This window comes from Lacrimispora sanguinis (assembly GCF_044987295.1).
Lineage (GTDB): Bacteria > Bacillota > Clostridia > Lachnospirales > Lachnospiraceae > Lacrimispora > Lacrimispora celerecrescens_B.
Window position 1 is genome coordinate 2,560,716 of sequence record NZ_CP173277.1, and the last position, 23,515, is coordinate 2,584,230.

A 23,515-nucleotide genomic window follows, 5' to 3' on the forward strand; every position below is an offset into this window, starting at 1 on the left:
ATCAGAAAAGGCGTCCTCCCGGTATAAGGAGAACGCCATCGTTCTTAAATTAAATTAAACCATTTTTCCCAAAAAATCAAGTACTTTTTTGAAAAATATTTTCCTTAAGCTTTACCAACGGAGCCAAATAATTCCATCTTCTCTTTTACAGTTGCTTTAATTGCCTCTGTACCTGGAGAGAGAAGCTTACGAGGATCAAAGCCCTTGCCTTCTAAATCCTTGCCTGCCTCAATGTACTTACGGGTTGCTTCTGCAAAGGTAAGCTGGCACTCTGTATTCACATTGATCTTTGCAACGCCAAGGCTGATGGCCTTCTTGATCTGGTCTTCCGGGATGCCTGTCCCACCGTGAAGAACTAAAGGCATGTCGCCTACTTTCTCCTTGATGGCTGCCAGGGTCTCAAAACTTAAACCAGCCCAGTTTGCCGGATATTTTCCGTGAATGTTACCGATACCTGCTGCCAGCATGGTCACGCCTAAGTCTGCAACCTGCTTGCACTCATCAGGATCTGCACATTCGCCCATACCTACAACGCCATCTTCCTCGCCGCCGATAGAACCAACCTCTGCTTCAATGGAAAGTCCTTTTTCTGCACAGACTTTCACAAGCTCAGTGGTCTTTTCTACGTTCTCAGCGATAGGATAATGGGAACCGTCAAACATAATGGAAGAAAATCCTGCTTCAATGCACTTATAGCATCCGTCATAAGAACCATGATCCAGATGAAGTGCTACAGGAACTGTAATGTTTAATTCTTCGATCATGGCTTTCACCATAGCTGCTACGGTCTTATAGCCTGTCATGTATTTACCAGCGCCTTCGGATACACCCAGGATAACCGGGGATTTCAGTTCTTCGGCTGTCTGTAAAACAGCTTTCGTCCACTCAAGGTTGTTGATGTTGAACTGTCCAACTGCGTACTTTCCGTCTCTTGCTTTTTCAAGCATATCTTTTGCTGAAACTAACATATCACAAACCTCCATTTGTTATTTTTCTCTTGCTCTATATTATTATATACCATCTTAACATATTTGGAAAGAATAATTTTTCCAGATTGTCTTTTTTATAACAAAGTTACATTTTGCTTTTATGATCGCTATGCCTTATAATGGGGACAGGTTCTAAATACATAATAGGAGAATTTTTATGAAACGAAAGATATGGCAAGGCATTTTCCGCCGACAGAACTCTGAAACCACAGAAATGCAGGAACGCCAGGAAGGGATGGATCTATTCTCAGGCAAACAGCTGCGCCAGTTGATTTTCCCCTTAGTTATAGAGCAGATCCTGGCTGTATTTATGGGAATGGCTGATATCATCATGGTAGCCTCCTGCGGCGAGGAAGCCGTATCGGGCATATCCATCGTGGATACCATAAATGTCCTCCTGATTGGATTATTCGGGGCGATGGCTGCGGGAGGTTCCGTAGTGACGGCCCAGTACATTGGACGGAAGGATGATAAAAATGTTGCCAAGGCTTCCGGTCAGCTATTCCTGGCCGTCGGCGGACTTTCCATGGCTATTATGGCAATTACCATTATCTTTAACGGGCCGCTTCTAAGGCTTATATACGGAGACATCGGCCAGGAGGTCATGCACAATGGAAGGATTTATTTCTACATATCCTCTCTCTCCTATCCGTTTCTGGCATTTTATAACAGCAGTGCAGCCCTTTTCAGGACAGCCGGAAACTCCAAGGTATCCATGCAGGTCTCCCTGGGTGCCAACCTCTGCAACATCGCAGGAAATTTCCTGTTAATTTACGTATTTCAAATGGGCGTGGCTGGAGCCGGGCTTTCCACCCTGTTTTCCAGGATCCTGTCCGCAGTGGTGATGCTGGTTCTTCTTAAAAAACAGAGTCATTTCCCTGTTGAATTCCGTCTTCGCGTGGACAAGAGGATGCTGCGTCAGATCCTCTACATCGGCATACCAAACGGCTTAGAAAACAGCATTTTCCAGCTTGGTAAATTATTGCTTTCCAGTCTGACCGCAAGCTTCGGTACCATGGCCATTGCTGCTAATGCGGTAGCAAGCACCATCTGTGGCCTGGAAACCATCCCCGCCAGTGCCATAGGCATTGCCCTGGTAACCGTTGTGGGGCAGTGCGTGGGGGCAGGGGAACTGAAACAGGCCCGCAAATATATGGGAAAGCTTTTAAAAACGGCATACATCTGTCTATGGATTTTAAACCTTTCCATCATACCGTTTTTAAATCCCATATGCAGCCTGTTTCATCTGTCGGGTGAGACCAGCGCCCTTGCGTATAAGCTGATGCTTTACCACAGCATCTGCTGCATGATAATCCATCCCCTGTCCTTCTGTCTGACCAACGGCCTGCGCGCCGCCAATGATGTCCGTTTTACCATGACAGTTTCCATCTGTTCCATGTGGATCTGCCGGATTGTCATGGCCTACGTATTAAGCCTTTATTTCGGCCTTGGACTTATGGGGATCTGGATCGCCATGACCATCGACTGGCTGGTACGCGCCATCTTCTTCTCCACCCGCGTCTTAAGCGGAAAATGGTGCCGGTATGCCAACCGGAACATCCGTTAGCTTAAAAAGCTAACAACTGCTTCCTTCATCTTATCCGCATCGCACACTGTATCATGACGTACAGGTGCGGTGCGGATTTCTTCAACTGCCTGAGGAACCGGGACTCTGGATACCTTTTCCAGATGATCGATGATCCGGAATTCATCCGGCTCCTCCTGTTCTCCTTCAATAGCTTCCAGAACGCTTCCTGCAAACTTATATGGGCTTGCCGTGGAGGCAATGATATTTTTTGTCTGATCCCTTGTCTCAGCCTTGTATTGGTCATATACGCATGCGGCCACACCGGTATGGGGATCGATCAGATATCCGGTATCTTCAAAAACCTTCCTAATGGCTGCCCTGGTTTCCTCTTCTCCTGCAAAACCTCCCATGAAATCTTCCATAAAGTGCTTCATACCGGCGGTTACCGTATAGCTGCCTTTATCACCAAGTTCTTTCATAAGAGCACCATTTGCTTCTGCATCACAACCGGCGCTTAAATAAACCAAGCGCTCTAAGTTGCTGGATATTAAAATATCCATGGACGGAGAACTGGTGAGAATAAAATCCCGGTTCCTGTCATAAGTTCCGGTCTGGAAGAAATCATACAGAACCTTATTTTCATTGGAGGCGCAGATAAGGGTCTTAATGGGAACACCCATCTGCTTTGCCAAATAGGCGGCCAGAATGTTTCCAAAGTTTCCCGTAGGTACGGTAACATTAATTTCTTCTCCGTCAGAAATCTCTTCACAAGAAAGGAGTTTTGCATAGGCATAGACATAATATACCACTTGGGGAACCAATCTACCGATGTTAATGGAGTTTGCTGAAGACAGCTGGAATCCCTTTTCATCAAGCATGCGGGCAAATTCCTTATCTCCAAATATCTTTTTGACCCCTGTTTGAGCATCGTCAAAGTTTCCATGAATGGCGGCCACATGGGTATTTTCCCCTTTCTGAGTAACCATCTGAAGTTCCTGGACGCGGCTCACGCCATCCTTAGGATAAAATACAATGATTTCCGTTCCCTCCACATCGGCAAAACCAGCCATAGCAGCCTTACCTGTATCGCCGGAGGTAGCGGTAAGAATCACAATTTTATTTTTCACCTGATTCTTTTTTGCCGCAACGGTCATCAGATGAGGAAGAATGGAAAGCGCCATATCCTTAAATGCAATGGTGCTTCCATGGTATAATTCCAGATAATAAGCTCCGTCAGCCTTGGCAAGGGGAGCGATTTCCTCTGTATCGAATTTGCTGTCATAAGCCTGCTCAATACAGCTCTTTAACTCCTGGGAACTGTAATCCGTAAGGTACAGTTTCATAACCTCATAGGCTGTTTCCTGGTATGTCATCGCCGACAACTCTTTCATGGATTTGTCAAGCTTTGGGATAAAACTTGGCATAAACAGCCCGCCGTCTGCTGCCAGGCCCTTTAAGATCGCCTGGGAAGCCGTCACACCGGCCTCGCCGCCTCTGGTACTTTGATAGGATATTTCCATGGTATTTTTTTCCTTTCCTGCTCTCTCATAATGTCAATGGATCAAAAACCTTGCCAGCATTGTAGCACAATTTCTTTGACGGTGCAAGAAAAAAGCTCAAAAAAGTTTTCACATAACGGACAGATGTGTCCGTCACAGAGACACAAGGGTTCCATTTTTATGCTCAATATGGTAAGATACAATCATAGATACAGAAAGGAGAGACAGCTTCATTGAGATACGAACACATGCTGACAGGGACCTTTGTAAGCCGCCCCAACCGTTTTATTGCCCACGTCCTGATTTCAAAAGAGGGGCATGGGGAAGTGGAAGTGATCTGTCACGTTAAAAATACAGGACGCTGCCGGGAGTTACTAATCCCCGGCGTCAAGGTGCTGGTGCAGTTTCATCCGGAGTCCGCGGCTCTTGGCAGAAAAACAGAATATTCTTTGATCGGCGTATATAAAGAACGGGAAAGGGGTGGGCCGCTCCTTATCAATATGGATTCCCAGGCCCCCAACCAGGTGGCTTACGAATGGCTGCAATCCATCCGGGAAAATCCTCCCCTGCCTTTTCCTCAGACCGTGGATACGCCTTCCCATCTCACACCGGTCATAAAAGACATCAAACGGGAAGTCACCTACGACCAGTCACGGTTCGATCTGGCTTTTCAGGCGGTGCTGCCGGGAGGACGGGAAAAGAACGGAGAGAAACTGCCTGCATTCATGGAGGTTAAAGGTGTCACCCTGGAAGAAAACGGTCTTGCCATGTTTCCTGATGCGCCGACGATACGGGGTGTAAAACACATGGAGGAGCTAATCAATGCTCACAAGGAGGGATATGAGGCTTACATCCTGTTTGTCATCCAGATGAAAGAGATGGAAGCATTTACGCCAAATAGAAAGACGCATCCGGAATTTGCAGAAGCGTTAAAAAGGGCGAAGGAAGCCGGGGTCCATATTTTAGCATATGACTGTGTCGTTAAGGAGGATTCCCTTTCCTTGGACATGCCCATCCCGGTTTATCTGACGTGATAAGTGAGGAAGCTTCATAGTTCTCCTGATTTAAACAAATTCCGCTGGAAATTTATTTTACAATATAATAAACATGCTGTTGAAACCTTCCAGCGGAAGGGAGGTGCAGCTTTGAAATATTTAACCAACTTGATAATTTCGGTTATGGCGAATGTAATTAGCCATTACATACGCAAATGGCTAGACCGAAATGAAAGCAACAGCTAACCAAAAAGAACCCCTGGAGATGGCCGTCTCCAGGGGTTCGCTCTTTTGGTGCAAACTGTATATTTAACCAACTTTAGCTACTATCATAATATACTTTTTACAGTAAAATGTCAAGTCTAATAGCAATCAATTCGACCATATTCTTGTGTGGAATTTACATATAATCATGAAGCTTTCATTTTATATACGGCATACAGTATCCTTTGTGTATATTTTTCAGTAAAATTATTAATTTAAAACTTCCGCCCTCCGCCTCCCATGGTGCGTCCAGAGGAGGTATGGGTAGTACTCCTGCCGCCGGAGGAAAAACCTCCGCCACCGCCCCCGCCTACATTCCCCTGATTCCGCGGAATGATCATATAGGTCACGGTTTTGTTCACCAGATGGTCAAACTGGTCCGAATACCGGAACTGACTGTTAGCACGATAGGCCATCAGTGAGCTCCTGGCCCAGCCTCTCTCCTTTTTCATGGAATACCGGCTGGTTACTCCTCCACAGGCTGCTGCCGCTGCTATAAGCCCAATGAGAGCAGCCAGCGCTGCCTCATACCACCGGATGCTGCGGTATACACTTATTTTTCCTGTCTCTTTATCATAATTATACTGCCCTCCGGGAATTCCGGCCCTGTAATATTGGGTTACACCGTCCAGAAAGCTATAAGCGCAGGCACTGTAATTCTGAGTGCTAACTTTGTCATAGGCAGAATCTAAAATGGAATTCCAACGTTTATCGGTTAAAAAGCGGTTCATCTTTCCTACAGGAAGGATGTAAAGCTCCCGGTTATCCATGTCTATCAGGAACAATACGCCGCTGTAATCTTTTCCAACTCCATAGGCTCCTCTTATGTAGAAATCCTCCGCATATTGTCCGGCCGACTTTCCACCTGCATGGTCTGTGGTTGTAATCACCACATCCATATTCATTTCTTTTCTCATCGTCTGGATCTGAGTTTCTAATGCTTCTATTTCTTCCTGGGAAAATAACCCCGCTTCATCAAATACCCGCTCTTCCCCTGATACGTCTGCCGTGCTTTTGTATTCGGCATAAGCTTTCATACCACTGGAAGAAACGATCAGAAACAGAAGAATCATGGGCAATAAAACGGTTACCCGGCATATCCGAAGGAATAGTCCCTTTGTTTTCATCATATCAGATACCCCACAATCAGCATGGCAAGAAATACAGGCAGGAATATTTCCACAAACAGAAGCATCAGTTTGTTCCGGTCCACAGGAAGCTTGCCGCATACCTTTCCGGTCTGCCCGTTCACTGTAAAATAATACATCTGGTCCTTTGCCCCGTCGTGGTAGGTAAGGGTCCACACAGGCAAAAGAGCATACTCCCATCTTTCTTCCTCCAGGCGGATGGACTGATTCTGAACTCTTACAGAATCATAGGAGGTAATACTGTTTTTTAAGGACTCCTCGGCAAACTTGCGCACCTCTGACTTTACATCCTCAGAGAACTCCTGCTCTCCCATGTCCCGCCGTTCTGCCACAAAGCCAGAAAGATAGCCCATGGAAAAGGGCTTCATTTTCTCTGTTTCAAAAGGCAGCACGCCCTCCACCAGTTCCCGGTTGGACTTTTTGAGGGCATTGCGGGGCACGAATTTTACAGGCATAGCTCCTTCCCTGCGAACATCATAGGTCTGGGTTTCCGTATAGCGGCGGTCGCCGCTTACCCAGACCCGCAAACGGTCCGCCTTTGCATTTAGGCTTCCCTCCGCAAGACAGCTGTAAAGCATATAAGGAAAATATACGCCGGAAATCTTCTCGATCTGGTCTTCACTGTAAAAAGCCTTTGGGACAAACCGCTTCTTTTTCATCCATTGCTCAAAGATTTCCACGGCCTTCTTCTTTTCCATTGCAAACGGAATTACATAATCCGGATGGAATTCCCCGGAAAGCCTTCCCGATAAGATCACCGGGTTATGGCAATAGTAGCAGAAGGTCGCTGCAGTGGTCCCATCGGTTACGATCTCGGCACCGCAGCTTGGGCAGGTATAAAGTACAGGCTCTCCGCCCTGTTTTTTGGCCTTTGACGCTTTAGGTTCTTCCGGCTTCCCGCTCTCTGTTTCTTTCTGGTTAAACTCTGATAAGCAGTATTCACAGGCATATTTCTGCTTTTTCGGATCAAAGATAAGCGGCCCGCCGCAATTTGGACATTTATAGCTTATGATCTCACTCATGGTCTTGGTTTTCCACACTCCGAACAAAATCTGCCATTGTTTACAGTTTTACATTCACAGGTCCATGTTCCTGCCGGCTTTGGATTTCCGCATTCCGGGCAGAACTTTCCTGTATTCACACTTCCGCAGGTGCAGGTCCATGGGCTTTCAGCTGCCATGGTCTGTTCCATGGAATTTTGCTGCTGGGCCCGGTTCATCTGCATCTGCTGATAATTAGCATTGGAAGCAGCTCCCATAAAGCCGCCGCCAGTATTCATTCCCATGTTCATGCCCATAAATCCTGCCATGGAGCCATTGGCATTGCTTCCTGCCGATTCAAGGCCTCTGGCCACCGCTCCCTGCACATAACCTTCCCTGACACCAGGATCGCTCAGCATGGCACCCTGGTTGCGCATCTGGATCAGCTTCTTTGATTCCTCATCATAGGATATGCTGGCGATTCCGACAGACTGAATCTCAATTCCCCTCTGATCCTTCCACTGGTCGTCAAGGACACCCGCCATATACTGTCCCAGCTCTCTTCCTTTTGAAGCTACGTAAGAGATTCGGATGCCATCTGCGGACATCTGGTTGATGGATGACTGTAGAGCCTCTAAAAATTCAGATAAATACTGGGCGTTGATATCATCTACCTCAACCCTGGAAGCATTCTTCGGTATGGCTTCCCCATAGAACAACAGAGGATCTGTTACCTTGATGGAATACGTTCCGTGGGCACGCAAAAACAATTCCGCATTATAAAACTGGTCAAAATAGTTAATAGGATTGGGGGTACCAAACTTTATCCCTTTAATCTCCTGTAAGTTGATGAAATACACCTTCTGGGAAGTGGGTGTCTGGCCACCGAATCGAATCCGGTCAAAGGATTCCTTTATGGCCTCATCAAACTGACCATTAAAGAGGGAGGGAAGGGAAGAATTTTTCACGGTGAAATAGCCCGGTTCTCCTGTATAATCGATCACCTTTCCGCCATCGACCAAAATCATGAACTGATTAGGGTAAACATGAATGACGGAACCATCAGATACCGTATATTCTGTGCTCTTGGTATTGGACCCTTTTCGGATCTTCACTCCGCTGGTGAATACGGTCTGGTCTCCCATACTGCCTGCTTCTATTACCTCAAGCCACTGGTCTGCCAGTGAGCCTCCTACTGCGGTAGTAAGTGCCTTAACAATTCCCATATCATTTCCTCCTTAACGGTTTTTATTCGAAGAGTGAACTCATCTTCACTCTCTTTCGCTCATTATATCAGGAACCTGCGGTTCCTGATCGTCATTCGCCGTTCGTGCCGATGAGTGAACTCATCTTCACTCTCTTTCGCTCATTATACTATACCATTATTCGGCTGGCTATACAATTTCTCTCATCATCGCAATTTCTTTGGCATACCCAGAAAGGTCATTGGGCGTCTCCAGATAAAATGGAAGGTCCCTTAAAGCCGGGTGAACCGTGATCCGCTTTAAAGCATCAAATCCGATATAGCCTTCTCCGATCTTTGCATGGCGGTCCTTATGGGCCCCCAGAGGATTCTGGCTGTCATTTAAATGGATTGCCTTCAATTTATCCAGCCCGATAATCCGGTCAAACCGGTTTAAAACTCCGTCCAGATCACCAGCAATATCGTAGCCGGCATCCCATACGTGGCACGTATCCAGGCAGATTCCCATATGGTCCTTTTGCTCTACCCGATCCAGAATCTCCCGTAACTCTTCAAATTCCCGTCCTACCTCACTGCCCTTGCCGGACATGGTTTCTAAAAGAACGGTGGTATGAAGCTCCGGTGTCAGAACCTGATTTAACATATCTGAAATATAACGGATTCCATCCTCTGCCCCCTGCCCCACATGGCTTCCTGGGTGGAAATTGTAGCAGTTTCCGGGAGTGTATTCCATCCGTTCTAAATCATCCTTCATGGTATCTCTGGCGAGGGTCCGAAGCCCTTCATCCGCAGAACATGCATTTAAGGTGTAGGGCGCATGTGCCAGAATCTGTTTAATCCCATGCTCCCTGGCAAAGTCCAGATAGCGGTTCACATCCTCAGGGTTCATAGCCTTAGCCTTGGTTCCCCTGGGGTTTCTTGTAAAAAACTGAAAGGTGTTGGCATCAATCTTTACAGCCTCCTTCCCCATGGCAAAATAGCCTTTTGAGGAAGAGAGGTGACATCCGATTGTAAGCATAAAATTCTCCTGTTATTTTATTTTTCTTATCTTTTTCCCTTTTGACGGGCTGATGGCCTTTACGGCGATGAACATGAATATGGCAGCCATGGCCAGCTGGATAAAGATGCTTAAGACCACCCAGTTTTCCATGATAAAGTTATCCGGATGAGGACCGAACCAGCTGTTCAAACTCCTTATCACCTGACTATCCCCTGTCTGTCCATTGATCATAGCATAAAAGGTCGCCACCGGGTTTAGCAGAAGCAGATACAAGCATGCGCCGGAATTGGTCTGGTCAGCCATGCCTCCCACGGACATGACATAAGTGCTTTTTATGTTCATCCGGGCCATGGAAAGGGCAAAGACATTGATCGCATAGGTGCCAGCGCCAATGAGGACCAGCACTCCATAGCTTACTACTGTGGCGATGGTAGACCGCTTAAACAGGGTGGAAAAACAAATTCCCATACTTCCGCAGAGAAGGGCCACGGCCAGATAGCACAAAAGCAGAATAAATACATCGTGAATCATCACGCCCCCATATACAAAGGATACGGACAGAAGGGGAAAGCTGGACATGATCATAAGGAACATGGTTCCAAAGGAAGAGGTAAACTTCCCCCATATAATCTCCCATGGCTTCAAGGTCGTGGTAAGAAGAATGTCAAGGGTTTGCCGTTCCCTCTCTCCGCTGATGCTTCCCGCGGTCAGCGCCGGCATGATGAACATCAGCATCACAAATTCCACTGCAGCCACGAATACATACAAATTGGTAAATGAAGAATACTGGATCTCCGCCGTCAGCTTTACCCTTTCTACAACGGAATACATATTAAGCAGAACTACCAAAGCCAGAATCGTATTAAAAATCGCCAGGATCAGCGCCAGACGGAAGCTTCTGGAGCTGACCGTTGTCTCCCGTTTATAAACCGGATTCAATTTCATGTACAAGCACCGCCTTTTCTTTATCATGATCCGTAATCTGCATAAACAGGGACTCTAAACTTCCCTGCTCCCTGTAGAATCCATGTACCAGCACCTCGGCATCCACCAGCTGCTGCAAAAGAAGCGCCTCATCCTGATTATCTCCGATGAAATTCACCCGGATGTCCTCGTCTTTCACCGCTATGGTCTGGACGCAGGGCTGGCTTTTCAAGATGGTCAGCGCCTTATCCTTATTTCCAAGAACAGAGATGATCAGAGGATTGGTAGCATTGACCCTGCGAAGAATCTCCTCCATGCTGCCGCTTAAGATCATTTTTCCCTGGTCAATAACCCCAATGTCCGTACACAGCTCGGAAAGCTCGGAAAGCACATGGGAACTGATGAATATGGTCTTTCCCTGCTCCTTTAATTCCTTTAGGATCTCCTTAAATTCAAACCTGGTTCTTGGATCCAGCCCTGAGGTCGGTTCATCAAGGACCAGCAAAAGGGGATCGTGGATCAGAGCCCTTGCCAGACAGAGGCGCTGCTTCATTCCTCTTGATAAGCTGTCAACGTAAAAGTTCACCTTATCCTCCAGCCCTACCTGCTCCAAAAGAGTCATATACCGGGTCCTGCCTTTAAGCCCGTCGATCCCGTAGCAGGAAGCAAAAAACTCCATGTATTCATTGACTTTTAAATTATCATATACTCCGAAAAAATCCGGCACATATCCAATCTTCATCTTTAATTCATTTAAGCCCCCGGACACATCCGTGCCGTCGATCATCACCTTGCCGCTGTCGGCGAAAAGTAGCCCTGTCATAATCTTTATGGTGGTGGTCTTTCCTGCTCCGTTAGGTCCTACGAAGCCATAAAGAGATCCCTGGGGGATATGTAGGTCCAGGCCGTTTAAGGCATGGAATTTTCCAAACTTTTTCCGTAAATCCTTAATCTCTAACATCATTTATCCCTTCCTGCCACAGTTAACATTGGCAGAGTGACATACCAGTTATTCTCAGACGTATTATCACATACATATTTTACAGTCAGCGTGTTGCCGGGAGACAGATAAGAGGTTAGCTCCCAGGCTCTATAAACCGACTTATTGGGGTCCATGGCATCGTAATTTCCTGTATCGTGATTATAGAAATAAATATTTCCTTTAAAGAGGGTGGCGTAGTAAAAGCTTTCGCTGTTTAAAAACTCGTCAGAGGGGTTTTCAAAAGTCAGCGTTTCCACCTCCAGATCATTTCCAAGAAAATACTCCAAAGCCACCGGATCCACACCATAAATGGCGTTGGAATCCGCATAATACTGCCCGCTTACCACAGTAGGAGTTTTCATGAGAGCAGACCGTGAAGTCTCACCATTTTTCTTTGTCTTTACATTAATCGTCGATGTAAACATAGACATGCCGTAAGTTTCATAATCTCCCCCGGCAAGAAACTGGCTATCCGACTGGTCCTTGCTGAAAGCCACGATCCTGGCCTCCGGATTATAGAATGAGGAATATTTATCAAGATAAAAGCTTAGAATGTTGGTTCTTGATAAAGCCAGCATGTAAGCCGGATCCTCTATATCTGCTTTGGGATATTGATAGCCTCCCGTTACCCGGGCGGATACCAGAAAGGAATTGTTAATGGGATAATTGATGACAGGAAGCCCGTTAAGATTCATGGTCTCTCCTGGCTGCAGTTCTTCAATAACCACCATTTTCCCGTACATCAGGATCCCCACCTTTTCTACCTGGAAGGGATATTCATTGGTTACAGTACCATATACGTTTCCATCAAACAGAGTAATGTCCCCGATAAGGCCCTTATGTTCTGTGTTGGGGGTCCTTTTCCTTAGGGAGTAATATTTGGGGGTAAAAGCGGCTGCATTCTGGACCGAAACCCTGGTGTCCTTTTCCCCATAGGATATATTCACCTTATAGTCTTCATTTCCCATGAATCTGGGAACCGGTTTCATCTCATAGGAGCTGCTTCTGGTGATAGGAAGCAGATCGTATGACGGATCCAGGGCGATGGTATATGCTTTATTATAAGGCGTCCTCATGTTGATATATGTATATTCGTCTACATAGTTTTCCGTGGTATCAAGAATGGTCGCATAGGTAAAAAAGGTATCCTTAAACCTGGTTCCTATTCCCATTAAATATACGATTGCCGCAAATGAAAGGGAAACCACAGCAACCGCGGTCCGGTAATATCTTCTCCGCTCCTGTTTTTTCAAGAACAGGTACAGTCCCGGGCCCACCAGTACAATATATCCCAGAATCACGATGGCATAAATAACAAGATTCGGCAGCTTATCTAAGTTTCCGGTATTTAACATATTCTGAACAGACCAGAACTGGCCGGAATTGCCGCTGTAAAGGTATGATGATAGATCATTTAACTTGGTTTCTCCCAAAAGCGCCGTGAAAAGCTTATCTACATAGGAACGCTGAACCTGGCAGAAAGAAGCGATATCCACAAAATCATAGGCAGCTACGCCTACCTTTCCTTTTCCCTTCGAAACAGAAGTAAGGACCGGGAATTCATCATTGGAGAGCACTCCGGTTCCGCCTTTTAGGGAAACATCTGCGCAAACCAGATTCATGAAGGAATCTCCAGGGCCATTGGTGGAATATTCCACTCCCATGTCCACGGATTTTTCCGTTGGAGGAGCATAATCCTCTTCCAGAATATCAGACCGGAAGGCATAAAGGGTGTCATCCACCCGGCTGCCGGTTCCAAGAAGAAGAGTTCCCCCCTCTTTCACCCATTCCCAGATTGCAGATACCTGGTCTGTGGACAGCCTTTTGGTATCGTAATCCGTTATGACCAGCACATCCAAAAGGTCCAGCCCGATGACATTATCCGGCATCTTTTCTGTATCCATTTCAAAGGTCTTGATCCTGACAGAGCTGTAATTCACTCCCACCCCTTCCATATAGGACAGAGTATCCGGCTCATCCGATAAAACTCCAACAAACAGTTCTGCAATATCGGCCGTTACATTCATTTTTAAACGTTTGCGGATCAGCTCTCCTCCCTGAGAGTCCAGAAGTTTCACATAAAGAACATCTGCCCTTCCCACCGGAATATCTAAGGATTCCTCCGAGGCTTCATAGGCCTTTAAAGAAACCGGGTATTCGTATTGGTAAATGTCATAATCCGATTCCATGGCAATCGCCTGAACCGTTCCCTGAAATTCGGAATCCAGCTGGTTCTTTAATGAAAAGTTTACCGGTACGTAACGTCCGCTTTTTGCATTTCCCTCATAGCCATAGGATACATCCATGGAAACCCCGGAATTAGAAGCCGCATAATTTCCATCTGCAAAGGAATCTCCTGCCTCCATTCCAACCGGTGTTTCATATGCCATACCGAAAGCAGGCAGCATTACGCTGCCTGCTATGGTGAGCACCATGGCACAAATCAGGGATATCTTTCTGAATTTCATTCTCTGTCACCCTATCTTTCCAAAGTTCTCTTTATTAATATCAAAATCCACCTGCAGCTTAACCGTAAATACCGTTCCGGATAAATCACTGGTCACATGAATGATTCCGCCGTGCATATCCACAATATTCTTTGCGATAGCAAGCCCCAGTCCTGTTCCTCCCGTATTGGTAGAGCGGGACTGTTCCACGCGGTAAAATTTATTGAAGATGAGCGGCAGCTCTTCCTCTGGGATCACGTAACCATAATTGATCACCTGAATGGTAACCAGTTCTTCGCTTCCATGGACCTTTACCAGGATGCGCTTTCCATCCGCTCCGTATTTGATGGCATTGTTAATCAGATTGTCAAACAGACGGGCCAGAAGGTTGCCATCCGCCGAGATCATCTGGGCGGGAACATTGCTTTGAAGCTCGTAGGAAAGGTTTTTATCCACAAAACTGGGATAAAATTCTTCCAGAAGCTGACTTAAGAGCTTCACCACGTCCACCTTGGCTACGTGCATGGAGATCTTTCCATAGTTCAGCTTTGTAAATCCGAATAAGTCCTCAATCAGCTTTTCCAGCCGCTTTGTCTTTACGTATGCGATCCCTATGTACTTTTTCTGGACTTCCGGATCAAGCTTTGTTTCTCCGGACAAAAGTTCCAGATACCCGATGATGGAGGTTAAGGGAGTCCTTAAGTCATGAGCAATATTGGTAATAAGCTCGTTCTTCGTACGCTCTGCCTCCCGTTCCTTATCCATGAGGCCTCTTAAATCTTCCACCATCTTATTTAAACTGGCAGCCATAACGGAGAATTCATCATCTCCCTCAATGTCAACCGTAATATTTAAATCTCCCTGGGATATGCTCTGCATGGCATCAGAAATCCGGCTGATGTAACGCATGGACTTTTCCTGGAGGAGGAGAAAGGTGACCGTGAATATTCCGATCCCGAAAACCACATAGATCAGGATCACCACCACATCAAAGGAAGTAAGCATCTCCACAAATACATTATCCTTTTGTGTGCTTCTCATGTAGGAGGCAACCAAAGATACGTTGGTTACCAGAAATATTTCGATCAGGACCGTAACCACTGCACTGTAAAAAATATTGGCGATGACCCGGGTATGAAAACGGCGATTGATATCATTTTTCAATTTTGTATCCTACCCCCCAAACGGTGGTGATGATCTTGTTCTGTCTGGTATCTTCTTTCATTTTTCCCCGCAGCCGTCTGATATGTACCATTACTGTGTTGTTAGCCTCATAAACCTTTTCATTCCACACCTTTTCAAAAATCTCATCGGTGCTGAATACTCTTCCGGGGTTGGAGGCCAGTAAGTATAGAATGTCAAACTCAATGGGAGTGAGCTTAATCTCTTCCCCATAAACAGTTACCTTATGGTTATCCTTGTTAATGGTCAGTCCTCTTATTGCGATTTCATTCTTAGCAGCTTCATTTACCGCGCTGTTTGGGTTTAACTGTGTATAGCGGCGAAGCTGGGATTTTACCCGTGCCGTCAGCTCCAGGGGATTAAAGGGTTTTGTCACGTAGTCATCCGCCCCGGTACCAAGTCCCAGTATTTTGTCCAGATCCGTGGACTTGGCGCTGAGCATAATGATAGGAATGTTATTGGTCTCCCGTATTTTCTTGCACATTTGCAGGCCATCCATACCGGGCATCATGATGTCTAAAAGTACCAGATGGATCTGATTCTTTTCCAGAAATTCCAATCCTTCTTCCGCATTATTCGCCTTAAATACTTTATATCCATCACTGACCAGATAAATCTCTACCAGATCTGCAATCTCTTTCTCATCATCCACAACCAAAATGCTTATTGTCTCGGACATGAATATACCTCCCTTGTCGTTATGTAAGCGGTTTTTCCCTTTTTCTGAGAAAAATCCTGCATCCATTTTACCACAAGAAAGGTATCTTTGCCTTACTATTTTCTTACAATAAAGCTATAATTCGGTAATTATGGGGTGTCTTTCCTTAAGCTTACCCCTGACTTTCCGTAGGAATAAACACTCGGCTGCCTACTGGATCCGACTTGCCAAGCTCTGCCTTAACATTCTGGATCGCCTCTTCACAGAACAGCTCCTGGCTGTTAACCAGGACCTTGCCCCTTTTATCAGGTTTCTCATAAGTTCCGTCGGCTTTTAAGATATGGGCCTTTACATTATCCTGAAACTGCACCTTAAGAACATGGAGGATCTGCTCCTGCAGCATTTCATCTTCTACAGGGAACATTATCTCCACCCTTCGGTCTAAGTTTCTGGGCATCCAGTCGGCACTTCCCATATAAATCTCCGGACTGTTGTCATTTTCAAAATAAAAAATACGGGCATGCTCCAGGAAATTTCCAACAATGGAATGAACCGTAATATTTTCACTTAAGCCCGGAACTCCTGCTTTTAAACTGCATATCCCCCGGACAATCAGCTGGGTCTTCACTCCTGCACAGGAAGCCTCGTAAAGGGCAGCTATGATCTCCTTATCACAAAGGGAGTTCATCTTAGCCATAATATGAGCCGTTTTCCCGTTTTCCGCATTTTTCGTCTCCCTGCGGATCAGCCTTAAGAATCGGGCCCGCAGCCAGATGGGAGCTATCACCAGCTTATTCCAGTGAAGCGGCTCAGAATAGCCTGACAGCATGTTGAATACGGCGGTGGCATCTTCTCCAATCTGAGGGTTGCAGGTCATAAGTCCGAGATCCGTATAAAGCTTAGCTGTGGAATCGTTGTAGTTTCCAGTACCCAAATGAACATAACGGCGGATGCCATCCTCTTCTCTGCGTACCACCAGAGTGATCTTGCTGTGGGTCTTTAAACCTACCAGCCCATAGATGACGTGGCAGCCGGCTTTCTCCAGTTTTTTTGCCCAGTTGATATTATTTTCCTCATCAAAGCGGGCCTTTAACTCCACCAGCACCGATACTTGTTTCCCATTATCGGCGGCCTCTGCCAAAGCAGCAATGATGGGGGAATTTCCGCTTACCCTGTAAAGAGTCTGTTTGATTGCCAGGACCGACCGGTCAGTGGCAGCGGTTTTTACGAAATTTACCACAGGGTCAAAGGTCTCGTAGGGATGATGAAGCAAAATGTCGCCTTCCCGGATGTTAGTAAATATGTCTTCCTCATTCATAAGCCTTGGAACCTGCTGCGGAATATAAGGAATGGCCTTTAAATGGTCAAAGCCCTTCATTCCGTACATCTTCATGAGAAAGGTCAGATCCAGAGGGCCTGCGATCTCAAAAATATCGACGGAACTGATGCTTAGCTCCCGTTTTAGTATTTTTAACAGGCGTTTATCCATCTTCTCTTCCACTTCCAGACGGATGGCTTCGCCCCACTGCCGCTTCTTAAGCTGCTTCTGGATTTCCTCCAGAAGGTCCTCCGCTTCTTCCTCGTCAATAGTAAGGTCCGCATTTCTCATGATACGGAAGGGATGGGCGCTAATAACATTGTAATTTAAAAACAGGCTGCCAATGTTCCGTTCAATGATCTGTTCCAGCAAAATGACCACTCGTTCTTCCTTTTTCCCGGCAGGGAGTTCCACGATCCTTGGAAGGACGCTTGGCACCTGGACCATGGCAAATTCCAGTTCCTCTTCCCCGCTTTTTTTCTGAAGGAGAGCAGCAATGTTTAGGGACTTGTTGCGGACCAGGGGAAATGGCCTGGAGGAGTCCACAGCCATGGGAGTCAGCACCGGATATACATTCCTCTCAAAATAGCTGTCCGCATAGCTTCCCTCCTCTTCGCTTAAATCTTCATGGACCTGGACTACCCGAAGCCCGTTCTGTTTTAATGTAGGAAGAAGGGAACGGTTATAGGTAGAGTACTGCAAAGCTACCAGCTCATGGGTCCGCTCGCTGATCTCTTCAAGCTGTTCCGGCGGTTTTAGACCTGCAATATCCGGCTTCGTATATTTGGCATGGACCATATCCTTTAGGGAAGCCACTCGGACCATATAGAATTCATCCAGGTTTGAGGCTGTAATGCTTAAAAACTTCAGCCGTTCAAAAAGAGGGAGGCTTTTATCTCTCGCTTCACTGAGTACGCGGTAGTTAAATTCGATCCAGCTCAGCTCACGATTTACATAACTTTCAGGATTATTGAAAATTTCATTGGTGCCTGTCATCAGGATAACCTCCTCTTCTGTTTTAATATCGGCCTTATTCCAAATATTTCTTCAAAAAAATCTGCATTCTGACGAAATGCCACCGATTCCAGGGTGATATCGCCTTCATAAGAGACGGTCACCACCAGCTGCCCGTTCTTCACGCTCATATGGCAGTCCGGCAGCTTCTGCTTGTGGCTGCGGTCTAAGGAATTGGCGAGCCTTAAAATGGCTGTCAGCTTTCCCACAAGTATGATGCTGTCCTTATGAGGAAAACCTCCTCCTGTATTCCGGAACACCTCTTCGCTGAGATGAATCCGGTTATAATCAAATTCCACCCCATTGTAGCGGACCGCATTGGCGATGATCTCCCGCTCCATATGGGACAGACCGATGATCTCCGTTGACATGATGATATGGTAGGCAGATTCACTGGGGTTTCTCATACTGATAAATTTGCCGCAGTCATGAAGGATGGCAGCAATCTGCAAAAGCAGCCTTTCCCTCTTTCCCATTCCGTGATATTTCTTCATGCTGTCAAAGATATCCACTACGTACTTTTCTATATTCACGGTATGAGGACCATGGCATTTATAACGCTTTGCCATATTGCGGGAGGCCGCAAGAATGTCCTCAGAAAAATCATGGTTGAATTTCACCGCTTTCGTTTCTTCTGCATATTCAGCGGCAATGCTGTCGCACAGGCGGATTCCCGGAATCCAAAAAAGCTCTGCTTTAGTCATCTCCAGAACACGTTTAAAGATAATGGCCGCCGGAACAAGGAGAGATGCATATTCCGCATTAACTCCAAACCGTTCCTGGATCTGGTCCAAGGACATACCCACAATCTTTTCATAGAAATATGCAAATTCCTCTGCAGTGACCCGCTCCACAGGTTTTCCGCCGCGGCTGCTTCGGGACAGGTAAAGGATGCTTTCTCCTATCCCAATCAGATTTTTGATTTCCCTGTCCTTTAAGTAAACCTTGCGGAATGTATATAATTCATTATCCACCATTTCCTCGATCAGGGTATTCTGCATCTGGTTGTCGGCTTGTACGGTCCCCATCATTTCCCGGATTCTTAAGACGCCTAACATCAGATTATTAGTAGAAACTAAGGCATCCCTGTCAAAGAGGGAAACCTGCATGCTTCCAAAGCCCACATCCACAATGGCTGTACCTTTTTGTATGATCTTATGGAATTCCGCATCCTTTGAAGCGATGGCCTTATAACTGATAAACCGCTGCTCCGAGTTGCTGATGACCCGCACTTCAATTCCGGTCCTCACTCGGATCTGATCCAGAACGATCCGGCTATTTTTTGCTTCCCGCAGGGCGCTGGTGGCATAGGCCCGGTAGCCGATCACCTTATAGGACTGCATGATGTCTGCAAAATCCTTAATGACCTGACACATCTCCTCCACCAGCTCATAACTGATCTTTCCATCATTATAGGTATCCCTTCCAAGGGCAATGACATGACGGACATGGTCCACCTTCTGGATTCCAGTCTTAGCAGAGATTTCATAGATACCAAGCTCCAGTTCAAATGATCCCACATCTATGGCGGCAAATAATTTTATTGCCATACCTTTCCTCCTTACTGCCCATTGGTCAGGGGCTTTTCATCAGTTGTACCCAAAAGGTGTGTGATAAACTGGCTTGCCGTTCTGCCTGATAAGCCTCCGTGGTTCAGCTCCCATATATTTGCTTTTGCATACAATTCTTCCAGAGGCATATTTATGTCGCTGCGGGCGGCCAGAGCCCCCACAATCTCCTGGAACTCCCTTCTGTCCGGCGAGCCAAAGTAGATGGTCACCCCAAAGCGAGCCACCAGGGAAAGCTTTTCCTGGACGGTGTCATTATTATGTAAGTCATCATCCAGTTCCCTTTTATCACTGAATTTTTCCCGTATGAGATGCCTGCGGTTGGAGGTGGCATAGATCAGCACATTACCCGGCTTTTTCCCAAGGCCGCCTTCAATGATCGCCTTTAAATACTTATACTCCAATTCCGAATCCTCAAAGGATAAGTCATCCATATAAATAATAAATTTGTAATTCCGATCCTTCACCTGCTCCTGAACCTTTGATAGGGATTTGAATTGATGCTTATAGACCTCGATGATCCGAAGCCCCCTGTCATAATATTCATTAAGCACAGCCTTAATGCTGGAGGATTTTCCGGTCCCGCTGTCACCGAACAGTAAAACGTTATTGGCAGCCCGCCCGTTTAAGAAAGCCTCCGTATTTTCGATCAGCTTCTGCTTTTGGAGCTGGTAACCGATGATATCGTCTAAATGGACATGTTCAATGCTGGTGATCGGCAGGATCTGAGGTTCGCCAATTGCTTCCTCGATGCGGAAGGCTTTATTAAGACCGAACTTCCCTACCCCAAACCTGCGGTAAAATTCTGTTATCTCAGAAGCAAAAACAGTCTCATCCTCCGCTTGTTCTAAGGCAACGGCCAGGGCAACGATCTGATCCCTGATCCTCTTATTATAGATCTTGCTGCTGCCGTCTGCCGTCTGGTAATCGGAAAGGGCGGTCCATATCCCCTCTCCGGGATTTATACGGTCCAGCTTTCGGATGTCATGATCAAACAATTCTTTTATGATCCGGAAATCATGGGCAGCCAGCTCGTTCAAAGTCCCTTTTACAGGGCCTACGATCTCACAGGAGGTACTATAGGCGTTTTCATTGTTTGCCAGGCTGAATGCTAAAAAACAATGCCAGAGATTCCCCTCAAAGCCATAGGAAGCCGCCAGCTCAGTGAGCTGACCGGCACAGGCATAGGAATCCGGCATTGTTTCTGTTTTAGACCACTGTTCCGGGCTCAACAGCCCGGCGATCTTGTCAAAAAGTTCACGATGATTCAAATTGCGGTACAAAATCAATTCCTGGGATTTCATAATTTGCCTCCTTTAATAATTTCCCAATACCCTCATATTACTTCCCTCTTCAGAAATTCCTTTTAAAGCATTCTGAATGGAGGCATCGCTTAAATTCCCCTCAATATCTATGAAAAACCGATATTCCCAGTTCCTTCCGAGAATAGGCCTGGACTCGATCATCATCATGTTAACCCCGTTATAGATAAAATTGCTCAGCATATTATAAAGAGAACCGCTCTTATGGGGCAGTTCAAAGCTTATGCTTATTTTTCCCGCATCTTCCCGGTATATGGGCTCCCTTGACAGGATGATGAACCGGGTAGTGTTGTTTTTATTGTGATTGATGGAAGACTTTAGGACCTTCAGCCCATAAATATTCCCTGCAATCTCACTGGCTACCGCCGCCTGGGACGGATCGCCATCCTCAAAGACCTTTTTGGCGGCTACGGCAGTATTCTCCACGCTGATCTGTTTCCAGTTCCTGTTAGCATTTAGAAATTCGGAACATTGCATAAGGGCCTGGGGATGGGAAAATACTGTTTTGATGTCCCCCTCCTCTGCCTCCGAAAGCCCAAGCAGCGCATGGTCTACGGGAAGGAAGGTTTCCGCCACAATGTAATTATTATATTTGATAAGTAAGTCATAATTATGGGTAACCGCCCCTGCCGAGGAATTCTCAATGGGTAGAACCGCATAATCTGCCGTTCCTGCCTCTACCTCTTTCATGGCATCTTCCCAGGAGTCCACGTGGTATATATCCACATCGGCCCCAAAATATTTTAGTGCTGCCTCGTGGGTGTAAGCACCTTCCACTCCCTGATATACCACACGTACCTGATTGGCTGGAAGGTTTTTTACCGGCCGGAAATCATTTTCCGCCTTTAATCCGTGTTCCGCCATAAGCTTGTACTGAAAATGGCGGCTAATCGTCATCATCTGGGTGAACAGCTCTCTTACCGCCTGTTTCTGGAATTCATCTTCCACCATACCGGTCACGGACTCGATCTTCTGCTGCTCTCTTTCCCTGTCATAAACCGGCTTACCTGTTTCAATCTTATATTCGGCCACCTGGCCGCTAAGCGCCATCCGCTTTTCAAATAACGATACAATCTCACGGTCAATCCCGTCAAGCTGTTTTCTGATTTCCTGTAAATCCAATGTCTTCATGGGTCTTATCATTCCTTTATCTTATCTGATGTGTGCTTAAGCCCTGTCAGAAATCTTTCCCTGGCTTATTAACTCTGCTTCCAGCATGGCCTTTATCTGATTCTCTACATAAGCGCCGGGGAATTTCCGAAACTCCGGCTCCAACTCCTTGGTATAAAAGGGCTTGCCAAATTCAATCGTTACCTGGGAGGGAAGCATGCGGGGAAATTGCCGTTCAAACACCTCCGCAGTTCCGGTAATTGCCACCGGTATTACCGGGCAGCCGCTTTTTTCTGCAATTTTAAGACTTCCTTCTTTAAAAGGCATCAGGTCTAAGGGACTCTCCTCCCGGTTTCTGGTACCTTCCGGAAAGATCCAGACGGAAACGCCTTGTTTTACCTGATCGATTCCTGTGAGAATGGTCTTTAAACCTTCTTTTAAATTCTTTCTGTCAAGAAACAGGCAATTTACATACTTCATCCAGGTGGAAAGCAGAGGGATCTTCTCCATCTCCTTTTTAGCCACAAATCCCATAAGGCCCGGAACTGTCACATAGCCTACAAGAATATCAAAATAGCTTCTGTGATTTCCTACATACAAGACAGCCCGGTCTTCAGGAATATTATCCCTTCCCTTAACCGTGATGCTCACGCCGGCCATTTTAAGAAGAATCTTAAAAATCCATTGAACCACCGCCAGACTCTGGACATCACGCTGGCGGCGGTCCTTTTTACCGGTCAGCCACTCAAAAATAATGACCGGAATGCTTAAAATCAAAAACATGATGACTGTTGCTGCTACAAGAATAAAACGTATCATTGGTCTAGCCCTCCATTTCATCTATTATATAAAATGGTGACTTTAATTACAATACTACCCGCCTTTCTTTTTTGTAATTTGTTCAAACAACAGTCCTGTGGCAAACCACAGAGGAGCAAAGTCCAGACGGATCAGTCCGTCAATGTTGGTGTTTCGCCCTGTGTAATCCCACGGGCACATTCCTCTTCCCCGTAAAAGGAAGCCGGCAAAATATTCCGCCACGAAAATGAGAACCATGTAAAGAAATCCATGGCGGATAGCAAGATCCGCTTTCTTTGCCGCAAATCCTGAGCCGGGAGTCACCCAACGGTCAATAAGATCTCCAATGGGACCTAAAAGCGCTCCGCAGCCATAAATAGGAAACATTAATAGGGACGTCTGCCCCATAAGCCGCCAGTCTTGGCGCAAAATGGATTCCGTGGAGGTAAAGATAACCTCCAGGCACCAGCCTGTCACCCCGCATTTGCAGAAATTAAGTGGCAGCTGTTTTAAGTTTAATTGTGATAGTGTTTTCATACCCTTCATTATGCGCCGGTAATGGGGATATTATGTTCTCCTGTAAAA

General features: G+C 46.2%; 19 protein-coding genes. 2 read left to right on the forward strand and 17 right to left on the reverse strand.

All coding sequences use genetic code 11. The annotated features are described in order from the left end of the window. Positions 1 to 104: 104 nt before the first annotated feature. Positions 105 to 968 (reverse strand): class II fructose-1,6-bisphosphate aldolase, encoded by an 864-nt coding sequence (fba, locus tag ACHZES_RS11950; protein WP_395548969.1) that lies wholly within the window; start codon positions 966 to 968, stop codon positions 105 to 107. Between the two features lie 178 nt (positions 969 to 1,146). Between fba and ACHZES_RS11955 the strand changes: the two genes are divergently transcribed. Then, positions 1,147 to 2,556 carry an MATE family efflux transporter gene (locus ACHZES_RS11955; RefSeq protein WP_084719483.1) on the forward strand — a complete coding sequence of 470 codons (1,410 nt, stop codon included), beginning with the start codon at positions 1,147 to 1,149 and terminating at the stop codon, positions 2,554 to 2,556. Here ACHZES_RS11955 and thrC read toward each other — a convergent pair. Further along, entirely contained in the window at positions 2,553 to 4,037 is a 1,485-nt protein-coding gene (thrC, locus tag ACHZES_RS11960; protein ID WP_038278222.1) for a threonine synthase, read from the reverse strand. The two genes, ACHZES_RS11955 and thrC, sit on opposite strands and share 4 nt — an antisense overlap. A gap of 212 nt (positions 4,038 to 4,249) precedes the next feature. Between thrC and sfsA the strand changes: the two genes are divergently transcribed. Then, positions 4,250 to 5,050 (forward strand): DNA/RNA nuclease SfsA, encoded by an 801-nt coding sequence (sfsA, locus tag ACHZES_RS11965; RefSeq protein WP_395548970.1) that lies wholly within the window; start codon positions 4,250 to 4,252, stop codon positions 5,048 to 5,050. Between the two features lie 440 nt (positions 5,051 to 5,490). Here sfsA and ACHZES_RS11970 read toward each other — a convergent pair whose 3' ends face one another. From ACHZES_RS11970 to ACHZES_RS12040, 15 genes are all read right to left on the reverse strand, one after another. Next, positions 5,491 to 6,405, reverse strand: coding sequence for a TPM domain-containing protein (locus ACHZES_RS11970; RefSeq protein ID WP_395548971.1), 915 nt, complete (start codon positions 6,403 to 6,405; stop codon positions 5,491 to 5,493). Further along, positions 6,402 to 7,445, reverse strand: coding sequence for a TFIIB-type zinc ribbon-containing protein (locus ACHZES_RS11975; protein ID WP_395548972.1), 1,044 nt, complete (start codon positions 7,443 to 7,445; stop codon positions 6,402 to 6,404). The genes ACHZES_RS11970 and ACHZES_RS11975 overlap by 4 nt, the downstream gene beginning before the upstream one ends. Further along, positions 7,442 to 8,629 carry an SPFH domain-containing protein gene (locus ACHZES_RS11980; RefSeq protein ID WP_038278216.1) on the reverse strand — a complete coding sequence of 396 codons (1,188 nt, stop codon included), beginning with the start codon at positions 8,627 to 8,629 and terminating at the stop codon, positions 7,442 to 7,444. Before ACHZES_RS11980 ends, ACHZES_RS11975 begins: the two co-directional genes overlap by 4 nt. A gap of 168 nt (positions 8,630 to 8,797) precedes the next feature. After that, a complete protein-coding gene (locus ACHZES_RS11985; protein WP_395548973.1) occupies positions 8,798 to 9,625 on the reverse strand; it encodes a deoxyribonuclease IV in 828 nt (275 codons plus the stop codon). A gap of 12 nt (positions 9,626 to 9,637) precedes the next feature. Then, the gene (locus ACHZES_RS11990) at positions 9,638 to 10,552 is read right to left on the reverse strand and encodes an ABC transporter permease (RefSeq protein WP_395548974.1); all 915 of its coding nucleotides are present in this window, start codon (positions 10,550 to 10,552) and stop codon (positions 9,638 to 9,640) included. Continuing rightward, positions 10,530 to 11,492, reverse strand: a complete 963-nt coding sequence (locus tag ACHZES_RS11995; RefSeq protein ID WP_038278342.1) for an ABC transporter ATP-binding protein — start codon at positions 11,490 to 11,492, stop codon at positions 10,530 to 10,532. Before ACHZES_RS11995 ends, ACHZES_RS11990 begins: the two co-directional genes overlap by 23 nt. Beyond that, complete coding sequence (locus tag ACHZES_RS12000) at positions 11,492 to 13,981, reverse strand: hypothetical protein (RefSeq protein WP_038278211.1); 2,490 nt, start codon at positions 13,979 to 13,981, stop codon at positions 11,492 to 11,494. The genes ACHZES_RS11995 and ACHZES_RS12000 overlap by 1 nt, the downstream gene beginning before the upstream one ends. A gap of 6 nt (positions 13,982 to 13,987) precedes the next feature. After that, positions 13,988 to 15,124: a cell wall metabolism sensor histidine kinase WalK gene (locus tag ACHZES_RS12005; protein WP_038278210.1), complete on the reverse strand. Its 1,137-nt coding sequence runs from the start codon at positions 15,122 to 15,124 to the stop codon at positions 13,988 to 13,990. Beyond that, positions 15,114 to 15,821 carry a response regulator transcription factor gene (locus tag ACHZES_RS12010; RefSeq protein ID WP_038278208.1) on the reverse strand — a complete coding sequence of 236 codons (708 nt, stop codon included), beginning with the start codon at positions 15,819 to 15,821 and terminating at the stop codon, positions 15,114 to 15,116. Before ACHZES_RS12010 ends, ACHZES_RS12005 begins: the two co-directional genes overlap by 11 nt. 151 nt (positions 15,822 to 15,972) lie before the next feature. Further along, positions 15,973 to 18,114: an RNA degradosome polyphosphate kinase gene (locus tag ACHZES_RS12015; RefSeq protein ID WP_038278205.1), complete on the reverse strand. Its 2,142-nt coding sequence runs from the start codon at positions 18,112 to 18,114 to the stop codon at positions 15,973 to 15,975. Further along, entirely contained in the window at positions 18,114 to 19,682 is a 1,569-nt protein-coding gene (locus ACHZES_RS12020) for an HD domain-containing protein (protein WP_395548975.1), read from the reverse strand. Before ACHZES_RS12020 ends, ACHZES_RS12015 begins: the two co-directional genes overlap by 1 nt. Before the next feature lie 11 nt (positions 19,683 to 19,693). Then, complete coding sequence (locus ACHZES_RS12025) at positions 19,694 to 21,004, reverse strand: ATP-binding protein (protein ID WP_038278200.1); 1,311 nt, start codon at positions 21,002 to 21,004, stop codon at positions 19,694 to 19,696. A gap of 12 nt (positions 21,005 to 21,016) precedes the next feature. Beyond that, positions 21,017 to 22,153 carry a prephenate dehydratase gene (gene pheA, locus ACHZES_RS12030; RefSeq protein ID WP_154524823.1) on the reverse strand — a complete coding sequence of 379 codons (1,137 nt, stop codon included), beginning with the start codon at positions 22,151 to 22,153 and terminating at the stop codon, positions 21,017 to 21,019. A gap of 36 nt (positions 22,154 to 22,189) precedes the next feature. Next, complete coding sequence (locus ACHZES_RS12035) at positions 22,190 to 22,951, reverse strand: 1-acyl-sn-glycerol-3-phosphate acyltransferase (RefSeq protein ID WP_038278195.1); 762 nt, start codon at positions 22,949 to 22,951, stop codon at positions 22,190 to 22,192. A 54-nt stretch (positions 22,952 to 23,005) separates the two neighbouring features. Beyond that, a complete protein-coding gene (locus ACHZES_RS12040; protein ID WP_395548976.1) occupies positions 23,006 to 23,476 on the reverse strand; it encodes a putative ABC transporter permease in 471 nt (156 codons plus the stop codon). Positions 23,477 to 23,515 lie beyond the last annotated feature (39 nt).

Bases quoted from the DNA above. Each gene is read 5' to 3' on its own strand.
- ACHZES_RS11995 (WP_038278342.1), bottom strand. From the start codon at position 11,492: ATGTTAGAGATTAAGGATTTACGGAAAAAGTTTGGAAAATTCCATGCC.
- ACHZES_RS11985 (WP_395548973.1), bottom strand. From the start codon at position 9,625: ATGCTTACAATCGGATGTCACCTCTCTTCCTCAAAAGGCTATTTTGCC.
- ACHZES_RS12035 (WP_038278195.1), bottom strand. From the start codon at position 22,951: ATGATACGTTTTATTCTTGTAGCAGCAACAGTCATCATGTTTTTGATT.
- ACHZES_RS11955 (WP_084719483.1), top strand. From the start codon at position 1,147: ATGAAACGAAAGATATGGCAAGGCATTTTCCGCCGACAGAACTCTGAA.
- ACHZES_RS12010 (WP_038278208.1), bottom strand. From the start codon at position 15,821: ATGTCCGAGACAATAAGCATTTTGGTTGTGGATGATGAGAAAGAGATT.
- pheA (WP_154524823.1), bottom strand. From the start codon at position 22,153: ATGAAGACATTGGATTTACAGGAAATCAGAAAACAGCTTGACGGGATT.
- ACHZES_RS11970 (WP_395548971.1), bottom strand. From the start codon at position 6,405: ATGATGAAAACAAAGGGACTATTCCTTCGGATATGCCGGGTAACCGTT.
- ACHZES_RS11990 (WP_395548974.1), bottom strand. From the start codon at position 10,552: ATGAAATTGAATCCGGTTTATAAACGGGAGACAACGGTCAGCTCCAGA.
- thrC (WP_038278222.1), bottom strand. From the start codon at position 4,037: ATGGAAATATCCTATCAAAGTACCAGAGGCGGCGAGGCCGGTGTGACG.
- ACHZES_RS12000 (WP_038278211.1), bottom strand. From the start codon at position 13,981: ATGAAATTCAGAAAGATATCCCTGATTTGTGCCATGGTGCTCACCATA.
- fba (WP_395548969.1), bottom strand. From the start codon at position 968: ATGTTAGTTTCAGCAAAAGATATGCTTGAAAAAGCAAGAGACGGAAAG.
- ACHZES_RS11980 (WP_038278216.1), bottom strand. From the start codon at position 8,629: ATGGGAATTGTTAAGGCACTTACTACCGCAGTAGGAGGCTCACTGGCA.
- ACHZES_RS12015 (WP_038278205.1), bottom strand. From the start codon at position 18,114: ATGACAGGCACCAATGAAATTTTCAATAATCCTGAAAGTTATGTAAAT.
- ACHZES_RS12040 (WP_395548976.1), bottom strand. From the start codon at position 23,476: ATGAAGGGTATGAAAACACTATCACAATTAAACTTAAAACAGCTGCCA.
- ACHZES_RS11975 (WP_395548972.1), bottom strand. From the start codon at position 7,445: ATGAGTGAGATCATAAGCTATAAATGTCCAAATTGCGGCGGGCCGCTT.
- ACHZES_RS12020 (WP_395548975.1), bottom strand. From the start codon at position 19,682: ATGGCAATAAAATTATTTGCCGCCATAGATGTGGGATCATTTGAACTG.
- ACHZES_RS12025 (WP_038278200.1), bottom strand. From the start codon at position 21,004: ATGAAATCCCAGGAATTGATTTTGTACCGCAATTTGAATCATCGTGAA.